Source organism: Tessaracoccus sp. MC1865, assembly GCF_017815535.1.
GTDB lineage: Bacteria > Actinomycetota > Actinomycetes > Propionibacteriales > Propionibacteriaceae > Arachnia.
The window spans coordinates 1,662,589-1,679,924 of sequence record NZ_CP072596.1; the positions used below are offsets into that span (position 1 = coordinate 1,662,589).

Genomic DNA, 17,336 nt, shown 5'->3' on the forward strand with positions numbered 1-17,336 from the left:
AAACAGGTTATCTCATCGATGAGATAATCGGGGTATCGCGAGGATGGTTTGGTGTCACGGGGAGATCAAAGAGCACTAGAGTGGCAGTCATGAGCTCTGAATTCGACGTCGTTGTCCTCGGCGCTGGACCAGGTGGCTATGTCGCCGCCATCCGCGCCGCCCAGCTCGGCCTGAAGGTCGGCATCATCGAGAAGCGTTACTGGGGCGGGGTCTGCCTCAACGTCGGATGCATCCCGACGAAGTCGCTGCTGCGCAACGCTGAGCTGGCGCACATCTTCCACCATGAGGCCGATGTCTACGGCATCGAGGGCGAGGTCACGTTCAACTACGGCAAGGCCTTCTCGCGCAGCCGCGCGGTGTCGGAGCGGATGACCAAGGGCATCCACTTCCTGATGAAGAAGAACAAGATCACCGAGATCGACGGTTGGGGCACTTTCACGGACGCCAACACAATCGAGGTCGAGAAGGATGGCGGGGAGAAGCAGACCGTCACCTTCAAGAACTGCATCATCGCCGCCGGCGCCGTCACCCGCATGCTGCCCGGCACCCAGCGCTCCGCGAACGTCGTGACCTACGAGGAGCAGATCCTCGCAGACTCGCTGCCCGGCTCGATCATCGTCGGCGGCTCCGGCGCCATCGGCACGGAGTTCGCCTACGTGCTGAGCCAGTACGGCGTCGACGTCACCATCGTCGAATACCTGGATCGCATGGTCCCCACAGAGGACGCGGAGATCTCCACGGAACTGGCCAAGGCCTACAAGAAGCTCGGGATCAAGGTGCTGACCTCCACCAAGGTCGAGGCCATCGAGGACACCGGCTCCGGCGTGCGCGTCACGGTCAGCCCCGCCAAGGGTGGCGACCAGCAGGTGCTGGAGGCAGACCGCTTCCTCTCCGCGATCGGGTTCGCCCCCCGCACAGAGGGCTACGGCCTCGAGAAGACCGGCGTCGAGCTCACCGAGCGCGGCGCCATCGCCATCGACGACTTCATGACCACCAACGTGCCGCACATCTACGCCATCGGGGACTGCACCGCCAAGATGATGCTCGCCCACGCCGCGGAAGCCCAGGGCATCGTCGCCGCCGAGCAGATCGCCGGTGAGCACCCACACCCGATCAACTACGAGATGATCCCGCGCGCCACCTACTGTCAGCCGCAGATCGCCTCCTTCGGCTACTCGGAGCAGCAGGCGAAGGACAAGGGCTATGACGTCAAGGTTGCGAAGTTCCCCTTCGCCGCCAACGGCAAGGCCTGGGGCCTGGGCGACGCCACCGGCTTCGTCAAGATCGTCGCGGACGCCACCTATGGAGAGATCCTCGGCGCCCACATGATCGGCCCCGATGTCACGGAACTCCTCCCCGAGCTCACCCTGGCCCAGGCGTACGACCTCACTGCTGAGGAGATCGCCCACAACATCCACGCGCACCCCACGCTGTCGGAGGCCATGAAGGAAGCGGCCCACGGCATCGCGGGTCAGATGATCAACTTCTGAGAGCGCTCAGGCTGCAGCGAAACCCCACGCCACCCCGTGCCGTGGGGTTTCGCCTTTCTCCGGCTGGGCCGGGCTAGGCTCAAGGCATCATAAGGGAGGGCCGGGAGATGACTGGATCGCCGGGATTTCGCGTCGACGGTGAGGTGGCCGTCGTCACCGGGTCGTCGAAGGGGATCGGCCAAGCGGTCGCCGTCGCTCTGGCGGAGGCCGGTGCCCGAGTCGCTGTGACGGCGCGTCAGGAGGACTCCCTTGCGGAGACGGTCGCGTTGATCGAGGCCGCTGGGGGAGTGGCGCTGGCGGTGGCCTGGGATGTCCGTGATCCGGATCGAGCAGCCCAGGCAGTCGCGGAGATCGAGGCGAAACTCGGGCCGCTCACGCTCGCGGTCAACAACGCCGGCATCGCAGGGCCCACACCGGCCTTGGACATCACGCCCGAGTTCTGGCGCTCTGTCCAAGGGACCAACCTGGACGGCCTGTTCTGGTGTTGTCAGGCAGAAGGCCGGGCGATGATCGCCAACGGGCGCGGCGCGATCGTCAACATCGCCTCGATCTCCGCCACCATAGCGAATCGGGACCACGATCAGGCCGCGTACAACACGGCGAAGGCCGGGGTGGTGCACCTGTCGAAGTCGTTGGCCGTCGAGTGGGTGCGCAAGGGGATCAGGGTCAACGTGGTCAGCCCCGGCTACACCGCCACACCGATGAACTCTCCGGAGCGCGTAGGCGACCTCCTGCCAATATGGCGTGACTCCACCCCCATGGGACGACTGGCCGAACCCCGCGAGATCGCCCTGCCCGTCTTGTTCCTGCTCAGCCCTGCCGCAAGCTACATCACTGGTGCAGATCTGTTGGTCGACGGCGGCTACTGCTGCTGGTGACCGTGGATCAGACGGTGAACAGGGGATCGCCGACAGCCACGTCGGCCCCGACCGCCGCGCCCGTCACAGAATCCGGTGCGTGGTCCATGACGGCGACGACCACCGTCGTGGAGACTCCTGGCTGATCGATGTCATCCGGGTTCCAGGCGACAATGGGCGTGCCCGCGCTGACGGAGTCGCCCCTGGATGCGAGGACCTCGAAGCCGTCGCCGTGGAGTTGCACGGTGTTGATCCCGATGTGCACGAGGATGCCGACGCTGTCGTCGACCATCAGGATGAACGCATGGGGGTCGACCTTCAGCAGCCGTCCGTCGGCAGGAGCAAGGATCTGCGCGGGACCGGCGAGCGGCTCAATCCCCACGCCGGGACCGACGATCTGCTCACTGAAGACAGGGTCATCTACGTCGCGCATCGCGATCACATGGCCGGCACATGGCGCCAGAATCTGCATGGAAACTCCTCAGTTTCACATCATCTTCTCACGCAACTTCTTGGGGGGTCCGACGGCCCCGGCATCTCGTGGAGGTGGCTAGCATCGTCCCCATGACAGCATGCATCTTTTGCGGGATCGTGGCCGGGGCGGTCCCGTGCGCCAAGGTCGCCGAGGATGACACGACGTTCGCCTTCATGGACATCGATCCCGGTTCGGAGGGCCACCTGTTGGTGATCCCGAAGCGGCACACCGCCGATCTCATGGAGATCGCCGGAGACGATCTGGCGGCCACCACGCTCGCTGCGCAGCGGATCGCCAAAGTCATGGTGTCCGAACTCGGCGCCGACGGCGTCAACCTGCTGAACTGCAGCGGCGAGGCGGCCTGGCAAACCGTCTTTCATTTCCACCTGCACGTGATCCCGCGTTACCGCGACAAGAACAAGGACCGGCTGCAGTTGCCGTTCGAGCCCGGCAGGCCGGCAGACACTGATGCCATTGCACGACAGGCAAAGGTGCTGGCTGCATCGCTCTGAGCGGAGAAGCCCCCTCCCGGCGACCCCAACCCGTATGACCGATAAGCAACATTATGTCATTCTATATGGTTGGGCTCGACGCTCGCAGCTGCGGGGCGCGGGAGGGCTTACTCAAACCAACTGTCACTTGACAGGGGTCTTGTGAGCCGTCCTCCCCTGTTCTAGTCTGGCCTTCTTCACGAGCGTTCGGGGGACGATCATGGGACGGCACTGGATCGACGCCGCCGCGGAAATACTCGAGGCGCCAACCGCAACCACTGGTCGCGCCCGCCTCGCCGCTGCCATCACGGATCATCTCGGCGCCGTCCAGGCCGTTCGGATGACGGTACCCACCCACGGCGAGGTGGTGTGGGGATTCTTCGGATCGGTCCCCCGTCCGCCCTCGGCAGTGTTGCCGTCGGCCGACGACATCAGGACGCATCCGCTCCACAGGTTCCATGCCGAGACCGGCCACCATGGCCCCATGCTCATGGCGGACGCCCTCCACACAGGGCGCTCTCTCAGGCGCAAAGCCCAGGAAATCATCGAGCGGTTGCACCTCACCACGCACCAAGTCTCGATGCCCTTGGAGCCGGTGGACGCGAGGTACCACGGATGGACGATCGTCAGTGACACCCCCATGTCCCGCGCGGCCGTAGAATCCCTCGGCGCACTTCAATCGCTCATCCGTGGTCTGGAGAGACACCTCGAACTCCTCGGCGACCCCGACGGGAATCCGACGGTGAACCTGACCTCGCGGGAACGCGTGGTGCTCGCGATGCTGGCCCGGGGCTCCACGGCCCGCGGCATTGCGGCCAAGCTGCTGATCTCGCCCCGCACCGTGCACAAACACCAGGAGAACCTGTACCGGAAGCTCGGTGCCGACGATCGGCTCTCTGCCGTGCTGCGAGCTCAGGAGTGCGGGCTACTCCCCCGGGCAACCCGCACCCCGGAGATCACCACGGCTTAGCTGGCTTCTTCCTCGCCATTGCCGTCGTCGCCCTTGCATTCGGCCACGAGGCTCCTCAGATCCATGTCGAGTTGCATGAACTGGTCCTCGGTGAGGTAGTTGAAGGGCTTGGGCTCCTTGCCCTTCTTGTAGTAGGCGCCACCCCCGGTGATGGCCTTCGAGTGGATCATCGGCTCCTGAGTGAGGTTGTTCTCCTCCATGAAGCCCTTGACGGCCTTGTCCGCCATGTGGCCACACTCCTCGAGGTCCTCCGGTGTCGTGCTCCACCAATGGGGTGATCCCTCAGGCTACCCCTGCGGGCCTGATCCGCCATTTTCGCTTCCCTTGTCAACGTCCTTGAGTAGCGTGGAGACTCAGCACCCCGCGTGCACCAGACGAGCGAAGGAGTCCTGCCATGTTCGACTATCAAGAGATCCTCGACGACCTCCCCATGGATCAGATCGCGCACCAGGTGGGAGAACCGCGCGCCGAGGTGGAGAACGCCGTGCGCAACGCCCTGCCGGCCCTCCTCATGGGCCTCGGTGCGAACGCGCAGGACCCTGCTGGCGAGGCATCCCTGGCCCGGGCGTTGCAGGATCACGACCCCGCGTTGCTGCGCGGTGGTGTCAATCTCTCGCAGGTGGACACCGCTGAGGGCGCCAAGATCAGCCACAACATCTTCGGTCGCAACGAAGAGGCGGTCGTGAATCAGCTCGGCGGGCTGGGCGGCGGCAGCGGCCTCATCCAGAAGCTCATCCCGATCCTCGCCCCCATCGTCATGTCCTGGCTCGCCGGCAAGTTCATGGGCCGTGACGAGCGCCAGGGCCAGCCGGAAGCGACACCCACAGGACGTGGCGGTGGCGGTCTCGGCGACATCCTCGGTCAGGTGTTGGGCGGCGGCCGAGGCGAGCAGGCTCCCCCGCCGTCGACCCCTCAGACCGATCCGCAGTTCCGGGCACCCGCGCCGACGAACACCCCCGGTGCACCCACCATGCCGTTCCCGGACGAGGACGAGAACCCGCTCCCCCAGACGCAGCAGACCAACCAGCCCAGCGGCGGCGGCCTCGGAGGCGGCGTGCTCGGCCAGATTCTGGGAGACCTGCTGGGCGGCGGGCGCCGCTGACAGGGATCACCTCAGGAGCTCCGTGGCCGGCCTCGCGCTCCCCCTCCTGGGGCGGGGCCGACGCTCGGCCGGGAGCAGTCTCTTGCCGTTCGGAGATCCCGCCCCTCCCTGAGGCCTTACTCCTCGAACGGCGCCGGGTCTCCGGCGCCCACCCGGGCGACCTCCGGCACATCGCCGGTCATGTCGATCACCGTGGTGGGGTCGACGCCGCAGTCACCGCTGTCGATCACCGCTTCCACCTGGTGGTCCAGCAGTTCCTTGATGGCCCACCCGTCGGTCTGCGCCTCCTCATGGCCGGGCAGCAGGAGGGTCGAGGACAACAGGGGCGCACCGTAGGTGGCCAGCAGATCCAGCGTGGTGCGATGATCGGGGATGCGGACGCCGACGGTGCGCTTCTTTGGATGCATCATCATCTTGGGCACTTCCCGGGTGGCCTGCAGGATGAACGTGTACGGCCCGGGCGTGGCCGCCTTCACGGCCCGGAACACCCGGTTGTCCATCTGCACGTACTCACCCAGCTTGGCGAACTCGTCGACGACGAGCGTGAAGTGGTGCTTGTCATCCAGGTTGCGGATGCGCCTGATGCGTTCGATGCCCTCCGCGTTGCCGAGGGCGCATCCGAGCGCGAAACAGGAGTCCGTGGGGTAGACGATCAGGCCACCGTCGGCCAGGATCCGGGCAGCCTGCGCGAGGGTGCGCGGCTGGGGGTTGTCAGGATGCACATCGAAGTACTGAGCCATTGATCCAGGCTACCCACGGGCCAGGAGTTCATGGCTGATCCTGGCAACTTCATCGCCTGTCAGAGTGAGGTTCATGGCGGCTGCCGAGTCCGCGATGGTCTCCGGCCGTGAGGAGCCGGGGATGGGGATGAGGTGCTCGTCGAGCGCCAGCATCCAGGCCAGTAGGGCCTGCTGAGGGCTCACGCCGTGTGCCTCGCCCGTCTCCGCGAGGACCGGGTAGTTCTCGCCCACCTTCGCGGCAGGTCCGCCCGTGCCACCCAGGGGCGAGAACGGCAGGAAGGCGATGTCGCGGGCGGAGCAGTAGTCGAGTTCCTGCTTGCTTGTGTGGTTGAAGCGAGGCGAGAACTCGTTCTGGACGGCGGCGAGCCCACCGTCGCCCAGCACTTCGAGGGCGATGGCGATCTCCTCGACATTGGCGTTGGAGATGCCCACCTCCCCCACCAGGCCCTCGCGCTTGAACTGGGCGAAGGCCTCCACCTCGGCGGCGTACGTGATGCTGCGGTCCGGCCGGTGGAGGTAGTAGAGGTCGATCCGGCTGACGCCGAGGTTCTCGAGCGACGCCTCGAGCCGGCTGCGCAGGTAGTCGGCGGAGCCGTTGCGGCCCCACTTCTCCCCCTCGGCGCGGGTGATCCCGGCCTTCGTCGCGACCACCACCTTCGAGGTGTCGCCGCCGTAGGCGCGCAGGGCCTCGGCGATGAGTTGCTCGTTGTGGCCCATCGTGTCCCACGAGGGTGCGTAGATGTCGGCCGTGTCGATCAAGGTGATCCCGGCGTCCAGGGCCGCGTGGACCATAGCGATCCCCCTGTCGCGCGGCGCCCCCTCGAACGAGGCGGGCATCCCGCCCAGGCCGATGGGTGAAACGGAGAACTGTCCAATGCGTCGTTGCTGAGCTGCCATGTCTCTGATGCTACTTGCCCCGGAGTGGGTCGACCGGGGAAGCACGTTCAGCTGTCACCGAAATCGTGCCCGGAATGAACGGCAGCGAGATGTCGGCCAACTCGACGGCGCAGGTGATCGACACCGTGACCGCCGCCTGGGTGCCGAGCGCCCGCGCAACCCCGGTCGCGTCGGTGTCCACGGCCGTGTGCCGGCACGCGACGTCGCGCTGCAGCAGAGCCTGTTCGATGGCCGAGCGGGCCTCCCGCTGGGCCGCCGGCACGCTCCGCTCCAACGATGCGGCCCTCGCTCCGGCCGCCGCTGCGGCACCGACGTGCTGTTCCGCCAGCACCCCCCGGGCCAACGTCAGCAGGAGGCCGATGAACAGCACCAGCGCAGGCAGCACGACGGAGGCCTCCACCGAGACCGCGAGGCCCCGCTCCCCTCGGATCATGAATGAGTCACCCGCTCCGTCGTCACGACGACGGTCCGGCTGATGTCCCGGGGCCACACCACCACGACCGCCCGCCCGGTCACCGTGGCCGTGGTCAGCCGGGCGCCGCGGGTGACGTCTGCCGTGACGCCCGTCAGGGAGCCGTTGGAGGCGGCCTGCAGGGCGGCGGCCCGGCCCTCCCCCGCCGTGTTGCCCTCCACAGCTGCGACGGAGGCGCCCTGCTGCGCTGCGGCGATGGCGCTGCCCTCCGCCCACGACACCATCGCCCACTGGAGCAGGGCGAGGAACAGGCCGAGACCCACGGGGAATAGCAGGGCGGCCTGCACCGAGTTGCTCAGCCCACGCTCGTCTCTATGTCGCCCCATCCCGCCATCCTTCCAATGGGAGGGGTCAGGTTCCGCGTCCGCGGACGGCCTGTGGACAAAGCCCCCATGAGGAGCCCCATTCGACGGTGCAATAGGCTGGCCTCTGACGCGCTACGCGTCGCACCACACACGAAAGGACACTCATGGTCAAGAAGGTAGCCATCCTCACGGCCGGCGGCTTCGCTCCCTGCCTTTCCTCGGCGATCGGCGGACTCATCGAGCGCTACACCGAGGTCGCGCCGGAGGTTGACATCATTGCCTACCGCCACGGGTACCAGGGCCTGCTCCAGGGCGACTTCCTTGTCGTCGACGACACCGTCCGAAAGAACGCCGCTCTCCTGCACAAGTTCGGCGGCTCCCCCGTCGGCAACTCCCGCGTCAAGCTGACCAACGCCAAGGACCTCGTCAAGCGCGGCCTGGTCGAAGAGGGCGCCAACCCGCTCCAGGTGGCCGCTGACCGCCTCGTCGCCGACGGCGTGGAGGTGCTGCACACCATCGGTGGCGACGACACCAACACCACGGCCGCAGACCTGGCCGCCTACCTGGCCGAGCACGACTACGGCCTGACTGTCGTGGGCCTGCCCAAGACCATCGACAACGACGTCATCCCGATCCGTCAGTCGCTGGGCGCCTGGACCGCGGCCGAGCAGGGCTCGATCTTCGCGCAGAACGTCGTGGCTGAACACAACTCCGGCTCGCGCATGCTGATCGTGCACGAGGTCATGGGCCGCCACTGCGGCTGGCTGACCGCCGCCACAGCGCAGAAGTACCGCGAATGGCTGAACGAGCAGGAATGGCTCCCCGAGATCGGCCTCTCGAAGGACGCGTGGGACGTGCACGGCGTGTACGTGCCGGAAGGCGAGATCAACATCGCCAAGGAGTCTGAGCGCCTGAACAAGATCATGGATGAGGTCGGCAACGTGACCATCTTCCTGTCGGAAGGTGCCGGCCTCGACTCGATCGTCGCCGAGATGGAAGCAGCGGGCGAAGAGGTGCCGCGCGATCCCTTCGGCCACGTCCGCCTCAACGACGTGAACCCCGGCGCCTGGTTCGCCGACCAGTTCGCCAAGAAGCTCAACGCAGAGAAGGTGCTGATCCAGAAGTCCGGCTACTTCAGCCGCTCCGCCGCTGCCAACGACGCCGACCTGGCGCTGATCAAGCAGTGCACGGACCTGGCGGTCGACAAGGCCCTCGCCGGCGAACCCGGTGTCATCGGCCACGACGAGGAGAACGGCGACGTGCTCACCGCCATCGCGTTCGATCGCATCAAGGGAGGCAAGGCCTTCGACATCAACCAAGACTGGTACAAGGAGATGCTGGCGGCCATCGGCCAGGAGTTCCCGGCTCCGGCCCAGGCCCACTGAGCACCCAGCCTTACCCGCCCGCTCGTCTGAACGGACGCTGAGGGCACAGACCGGCCGCCCGTCAGGGCGGCCGGTTTCCGGTTCTCAGCGGCGCACCACGAAGCGCACGAGACCGACGAGCAGCGCGCCGATGCCGAGGCCCGTGGCGGCGCCGACGCCGTAGCCGATCCCCAGGTTGGTCTTCATCCCACGGGCCGCGACGTCCTGGCGTACATAGGTCTCCGGGTCCGGTTCCGGGAGCGCGGCGGCGGCGCCGCGGAGATCGTCGAGGGTCTTGGTAGCCGCCCAGCGCTGGCTGGCCCGTCGAGCGGAGAGGACCGGCTCGACGTCGGTGTCGATGTCGATCTCGTTGGCCAGCCCGGAGTGCTCATCGGCGTACTTGCGGGCGTTCTCGGCCTGCCAGACGTGATCGGTGCCCACCCAGGCGGCGGTCATCAGGATGATGGTGGCCAAGAGGTTGAACACGAGCATCATCACGATGATGGGGCCGAACACCCCGACAGCCGCGTTGCCGCGGAAGACGCCCATGATGAGCCCAGCCACTGATTGCAGGATCGTCAGGAACGTGGCGCCGATCAGCGTGCCGATGAGCCAGGCGCGGGGCCGCGCGGCCCTGCGCGGCATCACGATGAACAGGAACGCCATCAGCAGCCAGCTCACCACGAACGTGAGCCCGACGGTGATGAGTCGCCACAGGATGCCGATCCCCGGGACGTCCTCCCAGCCCAGCCAGCCGATGACCTGTTGGCTGAGCCCGTGGCCCACCTGGGACACGCCCACGCCGATGCCCATGGCGATGAGCAGGCCGACGAAGATCGCCAGGTTGATGAGCAGCTCGACGAAGAAGTTGGACTTGACCGTGGCGTCGGAGAACTTGTCCGCCCACATGACGCGCACGGCGCGCTTGAGGTTGCCCACCCAGTTGGTTCCCGAGTAGGCGGCGGTCAGCAGGCCGATTCCGAAGATGCCGCGCCAGCCGGAAAGCGTCTCTGTGATGAACTCCCCGATGTCCTTGCCGACGCCCTCGTCGCCGAGTTGTGCGGTGATGGCGTTCTGGACCTGTTCCAGGAGATCTGGGCGCAGCACCGTGAGCGTGAGGCCCAACATGGCGAAGGCGAACATGAGGATGGGCACCATGGACAGCACGGTGAAGTAGGTGACGGCGCCGGCGAACTGTGGCCCCATCCGCTTGCCGTAGCGCTCGTTGGCCGCCATGGCATGGGCGACCATGGGCTTGCTGGTGACCTTCTTGATCCAGTCCTTCACACGAAGGACACTACCGGGAAGCGGTTGCTACGGGCAGACCCTTTGGTCAGGCAGGTGCTCAGACGGCCCTGGTACGGCGGCGCATGGCCAGCTCGTCCGCCGGATGATCCTCGGGGGTCGCGTCGGAGATTCGCTCCCCGGGCAGTTCGGCGAGGGTGCCCTCGAGCTCGCGCCAGACGCTGCTGACGGAGATCATGAACATGCCCTGGCCGCCGCGGGACAGGTCGAAGAGCTCGTTCGCGGACGTCACTTCGTAGACGCTGAAGCCGTCTGACACGAGTGTGAGTTCCGTCAGGTCGTCGACGCCGCGCTCACGCAGGTGCTCGATGGCCAACCGGATCTGCTGCAGCGAGATGCCCACGTCCAGGAACCGCTTCACCACGCGCAGGAGCAGGATGTCGCGGAAGGAGTAGAGGCGCTGGGTGCCGGAACCCTCGGCGTTACGGATGGAGGGGACGACGAGCCCGGTGCGGGCCCAGTAGTCGAGCTGCCGGTAGGTGATGCCGGCGACGCGGTGCGCGATGGGGCCCCGGTAGCCCGTGTCGCTGGGCACAGGGGCGAAATCGCCGTCAAAGAGCACTTCCTGCAGCGCTGCCTTCTTGGTCACGATTCCTCGCTTTGCTCACCGCGCCGGTGGTGGATCACCGACGACTCTTATGACGCTAACCGTCCCTCTGGCCGCGGGTCAACGACACGCCCAACACCGGTGATATTTACACCGATGTGGTTCGACCTCAGCTTGAGGGTTGCGCGTCGATGGTCAGTGCTCCGGGTTCCCATCGTCTTCGAAATCCTCAGGGGTGACTCGGTCCAGGAACGCCCGGAAGGCCTCCACCTCGTCTGTGGGTGCGGTGTCAACCTCGACGCCCACCCGGTCCATCAGCGCCCGAGGGCACTCGATGCGCCAGCCGAGCCGGACAGCAACAGCCACCAGGTCACTGGGCCGGGCGTCGATCTCGTGACCACCTGCGTGCATCGAGGCCTGGTACACCCCGTCGTCGACGGACTCGATCACGACGATGCCCTCCCCCGGTTCCAGGAGTTGGAGGACGGCACCGAGCAGATCATGCGTCATGGGTCGCTCCGGCTGCCGGCCCTCCATGGCCACCGCGATGGCCGCCGCCTCAGGGGCGCCGATCCAGACAGGCAGGCAGCGGGTACCGCCCTCCTCCTGCAACAGCAGCACGGGCGGGTCCTCCGGAGAAATGATCCGGATGCCGAGCACTTCAAGGCCGATCATGGACACACATTAGCTCAGTGGATCTGGCCGTGAAGCAGCGCGGCGTGCGCCTGGAGCACTGATCTGTAGAGGTCGCGCACCACCTCAGGGGGCGGTCCCTGCCTGCGCCGGTACTGCTCGAGGATCTGCTCGACCAGGGCAGCCTCCATCGCGGCCGCCTGCTGCAACACGCGCATCTGGCGCAGATCGACCCCGTAGTCTGCGAGCTTCTTCGCGGAGCGGGCCAGCGCGACCGCCTCCGGGCCGTACAGCTGGGAACCCCGCCGCGGCTGGATGATGCGCAGCCGCTCCAACTGGATCAGCGCGGCCTCGCCGAGGCCGGACTCCGCGAGCACCTGTCGCCGGGCCATGAGCCCGACCCCCGTGTTGGGAACGCGCCGCTGCTTAGGCTCCGACGACTCCTCCACCGGGTGGGCATCGTGGTCCGGCGGCTCTTCACCGCGGTCGATCGCCTCCAGTTCCTCACGGATCACTTTCAGCGGCAGGTAGCGGTCGCGCTGCGCACGCAACACGTACAGCAGCCTGTCCACGTCCTGTTGGGAGAATCTGCGATAGCCGGACGGCTGTTGGCGATCCGGTGAAATCAGTCCCTCTGCCTCGAGGTACCTCAGCTTGGATACGGAGATGTCAGGGAACTCGGGACGGATCATCTCCAGTACGACGCCGATGGTCCGCGCCGCTCCCGACATCAGCCCAGTCCGGGCTCACTCAGCGAGATCGTGGCCCGGTACTTTCCGATCTGGATCTCGTCACCTTCGCGCAACACGGTGCGCCCGTCAAGGAGCGTGCGGTTGACGTACGTGCCGTTGAGGCTCCCCAGGTCCTCAAGGTACAGCTTGCCGCCGCTGCGGACGAACTTCGCGTGGTGCCTGGAGACGGTGATGTCGTCGAGGAAGATGTCCGATTCCGGGTGACGACCAACATTGGTGATGTCCGAGTCGATGAGGAACCGGTTCGAGTTGCCGGGGCCACGGTTGACGATCAGCAGGGCGTTGCCGGCGGCCAGGGTCTTGGCCGCTGCCCGCTCCTGGTCTGTCAGCTGTACGGACTCAGTGGGTTCTTCGGCGGTGACCGGGAACATCGTGGTGGTGTCACCGGTGGGGTCAGTCAGCGAGGCGCCGCAATTGCTGCAGAACCTTGCCTCGACCGGGCTCTCAGATCCACAAGTGCGGCACTTCATCGGAGTCACTTCCTCGTCTCAGCGGGGTGGGCTCATTCCCCTGTCCAGGCCATGTGAAAGGCTACGTGAGGAAACTTATCACCCGTGGGCAAGCCTGTTAACGGGGGCGCGCGAACTGCGGCTCGGCAATTTCCACCACGGAGGAGATGTCGACCGCCTCCAGTTGCTCGATCGTCACCCTGCCGCCGACCCGTTCTCCCTCGATCTCGCTCACCAGTCCGCCGCGGAACCGCGCGCCGGCCTCCAGGGTGGCCGGGTCACCGATCGCATCAATGACGTAGGGCTCAGCCAGAGCGACCCCGTCGGCCGTCACCGCCCCGCTTCCGTCCGTCGCGAAGTAGGAGTTCATCACCAGCCGGACGGCGTCATTGAGCTCGATCACCTCGGCGCCGGCGTCGCGCAGTTCCTCGACGGCGTTGAGCAGCAGCTCGGCTGTGACGCGCTCGCCCGGGTCCTGGATCTCGATGCGGATCCCGGGACCCACTGCAGGAACCGTGCCGGCGATGATGCGGGCCTGCTCGAGACGCCGGGCGGCCTCCTCGCGGGCCGCCTGGTCGCGGTCTGCGCCGCTCATCAGTTCCGTGCGCGAGCGCTCCAGTTCACGCACCTGTTCCTCGAGGCGGCGGGTCTCACCGGTGACGTTGTCCAGGAGTTGGATGAGATCTGCCTGCCGGACGTTGGCGAACTCCGGCTGGGTGGCCTGCGAGCGCAGCGTCAACACGACGATCAGCGCCGTCAGGAACAACGCGAGCCCGACGACGAACTGGCCACGGCTGGGCCGGAAGAAGTCGCGCAGGAGACTGCGCTGGGGCTTAGCGGCGGCCCGACGCGGCTCCCGCGCCTCCTCCACCGGCACCTCTTCCACGGGCTCAGGCATGCAGGACCGCCCTACGGATGGCCGCGGCATTGGTGAAGATACGGATCCCGAGGACGACCACCACGCCGGTGGAGAGCTGGGAGCCGACGCCGATCTGGTCGCCCACGAACACAATGAGGCCTGCGATCACGACGTTCGACAGGAAGGACACGAGGAACACCCGGTCCGAGAAGATGCCCTCCAGGTAGGCGCGGGTGGCGCCCAGGATGGCGTCGAAGGCCGCGACGATCGCGATGGGCAGGTAGGGGGCGAGCACCGGCGGCAGCGTGGGCTGGAGGACGACGCCGAGCACCACGCCGGCGATGAGTCCGAGAATCGCGTACATGGAATGTCCCCTACTTCTGTTTCGCGTAGCGCACCGTCATGCCGGGGTCAGCCGGAAGGGTGAGGTCGTCGTCGGCCTGGGTGATGGTCATGGACAGCCCGTAGTTCTGCACGATGAGGTGCCACCACGCTGCCCCGGTGGTTTCGTTGAATCTGGCCTGGAGCGTATCAGGATTGCCGATGACCTCCAGCCGGTACGGCGGGCTGAGGGACACGTAGTCAACCGTGATTGCGGCACCGGCGCTGCGGATGGGCGTGAGCACACTGAGCCGCCGGCCGTTGACGCTGATGGCCTCCGCCCCAGCCTGCCGCAGGCCGTTGACGAGGCGGGTGAGATCGCCGTCGAGCACCATGCCCTGAGCGGAGGTGGCGTCATCTGCGTCGTCCACGGTCACGATGATGCCGGGGCCCGTGACGGACGAGGCGCCGGAGAGCCTGTCCAGGAGCAGGAGGAGGTCCCGTTCAGCGGGGTCTCCGAGGGCTTCGGCGCCCAGCTGGCGAACCTCGTCCTCGAGCTCCGAGGCGGTGTCGCCGAGGACGGCCTGCCGCTCCCGCGCGCCGGCCACCCTGTCGAGCAGTTCCTGCCGCTGCTCGGCCGCGCTGCCCGTGCTCCGGGTGGTCTGGAGGACGGCGACGGTGAGCAGGATCACCACGAGGGCCACCGCCACGGCCAGGCGCGCCGGCCGGTTCCGGGGGGCGGTTGTGCTGCGGTACTCCGGCTCCAGCGCCTCAGCCTGCAGGTCTGTGAGCAGGCTCATGCTGGCATCGGGGCGACGCCTCACCGGGCCTCCCGCCCGAGAAGAATCGTCTCGCGCACGTACAACGAACCCGCTGCCCAGTACGCGACGGCGCCGGCCCAGCCGAAGCTCCACCCCGTCCAGTGCGCCCATGCCCAGCCGAGGGACGAGCCGGCCCCCAGCAGGATCAGGGGGAAGGCGAGGAGCAGCAGCATGGTGCCGGCCTTCCCCACCCAGTTGACGGGCAGGGCAACCAGGCCGTGGCGCTTGAGCGCCGGCACCAGGAGCGCCAGCATCACGTCGCGGGCCACGAGCACGACCACGAAGTAGACGGGCACGATGTCGCGCACCAACAGCGCCACCAGTGCGGCGAGGATGTACAGCCGGTCTGCGACGGGGTCCAGCTTGGCTCCGAGCGGGCTGCGCTGTTTGAGGCGGCGGGCGAGGAAGCCGTCGACCCAGTCCGTGGCCCCGAACCCCGCCAGCAGCGCGACGGCCGCGACGTCCTCCCCGGAGATGATCAGCCACGTGAACAGCGGAACGCCGAGGAGCCGGATGAAACTCAGCACGTTGGGCAGGGTGAGCACCGCGTCAGTGTCGAACTCCTGAGGAGGAACCAGCGATGCTTGCACATTGCCAGCCTAGGCCATCGCGCAGACAGGCCCGACGGTTTCGACGCGCCGCCTACGGGCCTGCGAGTGCCTTGGCGTAGACGTCCTCGATCTGCGGTCCGACCACATCCCACGAGAAGCGCCTCGCCGACTGCCAGGCAGTGACCGGATCCGCCGGGGAGGCGAGCCTCGCGCGCAGCCGCGCCGACGCCATGGCCAGGTCGTCCGGCGGGAAGAAGGACGCCACCGCGTCGTCGTCGACGACCGCACGGAAGGCGGGCAGGTCGCTCGCCACCACCGCGCACCCCCGGGCCAACGCCTCGATCAGGATGATCCCGAAGGACTCCCCGAAGCGGTTGGGGGCCACCAGCACGCGGGCCTGCTCCAACCAGCGGTTGCGCTCCTCGTTGCTGAGGGCGCCGAGTTCTCGCACCTGCGCCCCTCCCCCGGTGCCGGGGCCGATGGCCACAAAGGTCGCCTCTGGAACCACATCGGCCAGGGCCGCGAACGTGGGGTACCCCTTCCTCGGTTCGTCGAGCCGGCCGAGGAACAGCACCACGTCGCCCTGCTTCGCCGCCGGCGGCCCGGTCGGCACCTCCACCGCGTTGGGCACGACGACGGGAGCCGCGCCCGTGACAATGCGCGCCGTCTCTGCGGCCGCTTCCGACACCGCGACGCTCTGGCGGGGCGGCAGCAGTGCCGCGCGGAGCCGGAGCGGAACCGCGAGGAGGCCGGGCCGGAAGTGGGCGTGGTGGGTCACCACGAGCCTGTCCCGAGCCGACCGCGCCGCCGCGTAGGCGACTCCCGGCGTCAGCGGCTCGTGCACGTGGACCAGGTCGGCGCCGTCGATCGCGGCGCGGGCCTTCACCGCCTGAGCGGGCAGCACGCCCAGGTGCGCCACTGAGCCGTTGAACGGCAGGCTGACCGCCCTTCCCAGGAGGTGCACGTCGTCGCTCGACGGCCCCGTGCCCGGTGCCACCACGAAGGGCCGGTGGCCACGGCTCCTGAGCCAGGCCGCGAGCCCGAGCACGTGCGTCGCCACGCCGCCAGGCTGGTCCAGCGAGTACGGGCACACGAGCGCGACGCGGAGGCTCACACGAACACCTTGCGCAGCATCAGCCAGCTCTCCGGGTGTCGCCGCACTGCATCGGCGAAGACCTCCACGGCACCCGTCATCAGTTCCTCGGCGCTGTCACCCTCGATGGGTTCCGAGACCTCCAGCCTGAGCCGGTCACCGTCGAAATACGTGGTGGTGACCCGGAGATCGGCCCCCGTGCGCCGCGCGAGGAGCGCCGGACCGGCAGGCACGCCCACGAGCGCGTCGGCCCCCGGCCACGGCACCTTGAGGCCACGGGAGGAGAGGTCACGGTCGGCCAGCAGACAGACGAGCCGGCCGGCCGTCACGTACTCGGCCAGCAGACGCATCACATCCGGCTGGTCGACGGGGTAGATGATCATGCCCATGCCGGCGCGGGCCTCGGCGAAACGCTCGTAGACCCCGTTGGGCAGGCGTTCGGCGACACTGACCACCTTGAGCCCGACCCTGGCCGCCCAGGCACCGGCGAAATCCCAGGAACCCATGTGGGGCAGCGCCAGGACCAGCCCGGGCCCGGCCACGGACTCCCGCAGCCTCGCCAGGTGGTCGTCGTCGATCGACACGACCCGGAGGATCTCCTCGTCGCTCCACGCGGCGAGGCTCAGTGACCAGAGGTTGTTGCGGATCCAGTTGGCCAGCAGCCGACGGCGCTGCCCGCTCGTCGGCCTGGCGCCGGTTGCGTGCTCCACCGAATCCGCCCACGCGTCGACGGCCGGCAGCCGCTTCAGCGAGACGAGTGGCGCGGCAAGGCGCGCGAAGGCGTCGCCGAGCCGCCGGGGCACCCGTCGGCCCACCGCCCAGACAGCTGAGCTGAGGTCCAC

Annotated in this window: 23 protein-coding genes; 6 read left to right on the forward strand and 17 right to left on the reverse strand. The window is 67.6% G+C overall.

All coding sequences use genetic code 11. From position 1 onward, the window contains the following. Positions 1–89 precede the first annotated feature (89 nt). Entirely contained in the window at positions 90–1,490 is a 1,401-nt protein-coding gene (lpdA, locus tag J7D54_RS07650; RefSeq protein WP_182764643.1) for a dihydrolipoyl dehydrogenase, read from the forward strand. 107 nt (positions 1,491–1,597) lie between these two features. Continuing rightward, a complete protein-coding gene (locus tag J7D54_RS07655; RefSeq protein ID WP_182764642.1) occupies positions 1,598–2,368 on the forward strand; it encodes an SDR family oxidoreductase in 771 nt (256 codons plus the stop codon). A gap of 7 nt (positions 2,369–2,375) precedes the next feature. On the opposite strand, the gene J7D54_RS07660 is transcribed toward J7D54_RS07655, so the two are convergent. Beyond that, on the reverse strand, positions 2,376–2,819 hold the full coding sequence (locus J7D54_RS07660) for a PTS glucose transporter subunit IIA (protein WP_182764641.1): 444 nt from the start codon (positions 2,817–2,819) through the stop codon (positions 2,376–2,378). Between the two features lie 92 nt (positions 2,820–2,911). Between J7D54_RS07660 and J7D54_RS07665 the strand changes: the two genes are divergently transcribed. Continuing rightward, positions 2,912–3,334, forward strand: coding sequence for an HIT family protein (locus J7D54_RS07665; protein ID WP_182764640.1), 423 nt, complete (start codon positions 2,912–2,914; stop codon positions 3,332–3,334). 199 nt (positions 3,335–3,533) lie between these two features. Then, positions 3,534–4,283, forward strand: coding sequence for a LuxR C-terminal-related transcriptional regulator (locus tag J7D54_RS07670; protein ID WP_182764639.1), 750 nt, complete (start codon positions 3,534–3,536; stop codon positions 4,281–4,283). Here the strand turns inward: J7D54_RS07670 and J7D54_RS07675 are convergent. Next, complete coding sequence (locus J7D54_RS07675; protein ID WP_182764638.1) at positions 4,280–4,510, reverse strand: hypothetical protein; 231 nt, start codon at positions 4,508–4,510, stop codon at positions 4,280–4,282. The two genes, J7D54_RS07670 and J7D54_RS07675, sit on opposite strands and share 4 nt — an antisense overlap. A gap of 167 nt (positions 4,511–4,677) precedes the next feature. Here J7D54_RS07675 and J7D54_RS07680 point away from each other — a divergent pair, with 167 nt between their 5' ends. Next, positions 4,678–5,385 carry a DUF937 domain-containing protein gene (locus J7D54_RS07680; RefSeq protein ID WP_182764637.1) on the forward strand — a complete coding sequence of 236 codons (708 nt, stop codon included), beginning with the start codon at positions 4,678–4,680 and terminating at the stop codon, positions 5,383–5,385. Between the two features lie 116 nt (positions 5,386–5,501). Here J7D54_RS07680 and J7D54_RS07685 read toward each other — a convergent pair whose 3' ends face one another. Genes J7D54_RS07685 through J7D54_RS07700 form a run of 4 tightly spaced genes read right to left on the reverse strand, consistent with a single transcriptional unit; the run spans position 5,502 to position 7,820 of the window. Beyond that, positions 5,502–6,125: an L-threonylcarbamoyladenylate synthase gene (locus J7D54_RS07685; RefSeq protein WP_182764636.1), complete on the reverse strand. Its 624-nt coding sequence runs from the start codon at positions 6,123–6,125 to the stop codon at positions 5,502–5,504. Between the two features lie 9 nt (positions 6,126–6,134). Beyond that, positions 6,135–7,022 carry an aldo/keto reductase gene (locus J7D54_RS07690; RefSeq protein WP_182764635.1) on the reverse strand — a complete coding sequence of 296 codons (888 nt, stop codon included), beginning with the start codon at positions 7,020–7,022 and terminating at the stop codon, positions 6,135–6,137. Between the two features lie 10 nt (positions 7,023–7,032). Beyond that, complete coding sequence (locus J7D54_RS07695) at positions 7,033–7,455, reverse strand: TadE/TadG family type IV pilus assembly protein (RefSeq protein WP_182764634.1); 423 nt, start codon at positions 7,453–7,455, stop codon at positions 7,033–7,035. Continuing rightward, entirely contained in the window at positions 7,452–7,820 is a 369-nt protein-coding gene (locus tag J7D54_RS07700; protein ID WP_182764633.1) for a TadE/TadG family type IV pilus assembly protein, read from the reverse strand. Before J7D54_RS07700 ends, J7D54_RS07695 begins: the two co-directional genes overlap by 4 nt. Before the next feature lie 143 nt (positions 7,821–7,963). Between J7D54_RS07700 and J7D54_RS07705 the strand changes: the two genes are divergently transcribed. Further along, positions 7,964–9,184, forward strand: a complete 1,221-nt coding sequence (locus tag J7D54_RS07705; RefSeq protein WP_182764632.1) for a pyrophosphate--fructose-6-phosphate 1-phosphotransferase — start codon at positions 7,964–7,966, stop codon at positions 9,182–9,184. A gap of 84 nt (positions 9,185–9,268) precedes the next feature. Here the strand turns inward: J7D54_RS07705 and J7D54_RS07710 are convergent, their stop codons facing one another. From J7D54_RS07710 to J7D54_RS07760, 11 genes are all read right to left on the reverse strand, one after another. Then, a complete protein-coding gene (locus J7D54_RS07710) occupies positions 9,269–10,450 on the reverse strand; it encodes a YihY/virulence factor BrkB family protein (protein WP_182764631.1) in 1,182 nt (393 codons plus the stop codon). Positions 10,451–10,508: 58 nt separating this feature from the next. Next, on the reverse strand, positions 10,509–11,057 hold the full coding sequence (locus J7D54_RS07715) for a MerR family transcriptional regulator (RefSeq protein WP_305791384.1): 549 nt from the start codon (positions 11,055–11,057) through the stop codon (positions 10,509–10,511). A 153-nt stretch (positions 11,058–11,210) separates the two neighbouring features. Then, positions 11,211–11,690, reverse strand: coding sequence for a bifunctional nuclease family protein (locus J7D54_RS07720; protein WP_182764630.1), 480 nt, complete (start codon positions 11,688–11,690; stop codon positions 11,211–11,213). A gap of 14 nt (positions 11,691–11,704) precedes the next feature. Further along, the gene (locus J7D54_RS07725) at positions 11,705–12,379 is read right to left on the reverse strand and encodes a MerR family transcriptional regulator (protein WP_182764629.1); all 675 of its coding nucleotides are present in this window, start codon (positions 12,377–12,379) and stop codon (positions 11,705–11,707) included. Then, entirely contained in the window at positions 12,379–12,870 is a 492-nt protein-coding gene (locus J7D54_RS14450; RefSeq protein ID WP_182764628.1) for an FHA domain-containing protein, read from the reverse strand. Before J7D54_RS14450 ends, J7D54_RS07725 begins: the two co-directional genes overlap by 1 nt. A 97-nt stretch (positions 12,871–12,967) precedes the next feature. After that, the gene (locus J7D54_RS07735; protein WP_182764627.1) at positions 12,968–13,747 is read right to left on the reverse strand and encodes a DUF881 domain-containing protein; all 780 of its coding nucleotides are present in this window, start codon (positions 13,745–13,747) and stop codon (positions 12,968–12,970) included. Continuing rightward, on the reverse strand, positions 13,740–14,072 hold the full coding sequence (locus J7D54_RS07740; protein WP_076058817.1) for a small basic family protein: 333 nt from the start codon (positions 14,070–14,072) through the stop codon (positions 13,740–13,742). The genes J7D54_RS07735 and J7D54_RS07740 overlap by 8 nt, the downstream gene beginning before the upstream one ends. Positions 14,073–14,082: 10 nt before the next feature. Further along, on the reverse strand, positions 14,083–14,829 hold the full coding sequence (locus tag J7D54_RS07745) for a DUF881 domain-containing protein (RefSeq protein WP_182764626.1): 747 nt from the start codon (positions 14,827–14,829) through the stop codon (positions 14,083–14,085). 20 nt (positions 14,830–14,849) lie between these two features. After that, on the reverse strand, positions 14,850–15,440 hold the full coding sequence (locus J7D54_RS07750) for a CDP-alcohol phosphatidyltransferase family protein (protein WP_182764625.1): 591 nt from the start codon (positions 15,438–15,440) through the stop codon (positions 14,850–14,852). 52 nt (positions 15,441–15,492) lie between these two features. After that, positions 15,493–16,515, reverse strand: a complete 1,023-nt coding sequence (locus J7D54_RS07755) for a glycosyltransferase family 4 protein (protein ID WP_182764624.1) — start codon at positions 16,513–16,515, stop codon at positions 15,493–15,495. After that, a complete protein-coding gene (locus J7D54_RS07760; protein WP_182764623.1) occupies positions 16,512–17,336 on the reverse strand; it encodes a hypothetical protein in 825 nt (274 codons plus the stop codon). The genes J7D54_RS07755 and J7D54_RS07760 overlap by 4 nt, the downstream gene beginning before the upstream one ends.

Excerpts from the sequence above, each read along its gene's own strand:
- lpdA (WP_182764643.1), top strand. The coding sequence starts at position 90 with ATGAGCTCTGAATTCGACGTCGTTGTCCTCGGCGCTGGACCAGGTGGC.
- J7D54_RS07655 (WP_182764642.1), top strand. The coding sequence starts at position 1,598 with ATGACTGGATCGCCGGGATTTCGCGTCGACGGTGAGGTGGCCGTCGTC.
- J7D54_RS07660 (WP_182764641.1), bottom strand. The coding sequence starts at position 2,819 with ATGCAGATTCTGGCGCCATGTGCCGGCCATGTGATCGCGATGCGCGAC.
- J7D54_RS07665 (WP_182764640.1), top strand. The coding sequence starts at position 2,912 with ATGACAGCATGCATCTTTTGCGGGATCGTGGCCGGGGCGGTCCCGTGC.
- J7D54_RS07670 (WP_182764639.1), top strand. The coding sequence starts at position 3,534 with ATGGGACGGCACTGGATCGACGCCGCCGCGGAAATACTCGAGGCGCCA.
- J7D54_RS07675 (WP_182764638.1), bottom strand. The coding sequence starts at position 4,510 with ATGGCGGACAAGGCCGTCAAGGGCTTCATGGAGGAGAACAACCTCACT.
- J7D54_RS07680 (WP_182764637.1), top strand. The coding sequence starts at position 4,678 with ATGTTCGACTATCAAGAGATCCTCGACGACCTCCCCATGGATCAGATC.
- J7D54_RS07685 (WP_182764636.1), bottom strand. The coding sequence starts at position 6,125 with ATGGCTCAGTACTTCGATGTGCATCCTGACAACCCCCAGCCGCGCACC.
- J7D54_RS07690 (WP_182764635.1), bottom strand. The coding sequence starts at position 7,022 with ATGGCAGCTCAGCAACGACGCATTGGACAGTTCTCCGTTTCACCCATC.
- J7D54_RS07695 (WP_182764634.1), bottom strand. The coding sequence starts at position 7,455 with ATGATCCGAGGGGAGCGGGGCCTCGCGGTCTCGGTGGAGGCCTCCGTC.
- J7D54_RS07700 (WP_182764633.1), bottom strand. The coding sequence starts at position 7,820 with ATGGGGCGACATAGAGACGAGCGTGGGCTGAGCAACTCGGTGCAGGCC.
- J7D54_RS07705 (WP_182764632.1), top strand. The coding sequence starts at position 7,964 with ATGGTCAAGAAGGTAGCCATCCTCACGGCCGGCGGCTTCGCTCCCTGC.
- J7D54_RS07720 (WP_182764630.1), bottom strand. The coding sequence starts at position 11,690 with ATGATCGGCCTTGAAGTGCTCGGCATCCGGATCATTTCTCCGGAGGAC.
- J7D54_RS07725 (WP_182764629.1), bottom strand. The coding sequence starts at position 12,379 with ATGTCGGGAGCGGCGCGGACCATCGGCGTCGTACTGGAGATGATCCGT.
- J7D54_RS14450 (WP_182764628.1), bottom strand. The coding sequence starts at position 12,870 with ATGAAGTGCCGCACTTGTGGATCTGAGAGCCCGGTCGAGGCAAGGTTC.
- J7D54_RS07735 (WP_182764627.1), bottom strand. The coding sequence starts at position 13,747 with ATGCCTGAGCCCGTGGAAGAGGTGCCGGTGGAGGAGGCGCGGGAGCCG.
- J7D54_RS07740 (WP_076058817.1), bottom strand. The coding sequence starts at position 14,072 with ATGTACGCGATTCTCGGACTCATCGCCGGCGTGGTGCTCGGCGTCGTC.
- J7D54_RS07745 (WP_182764626.1), bottom strand. The coding sequence starts at position 14,829 with ATGAGCCTGCTCACAGACCTGCAGGCTGAGGCGCTGGAGCCGGAGTAC.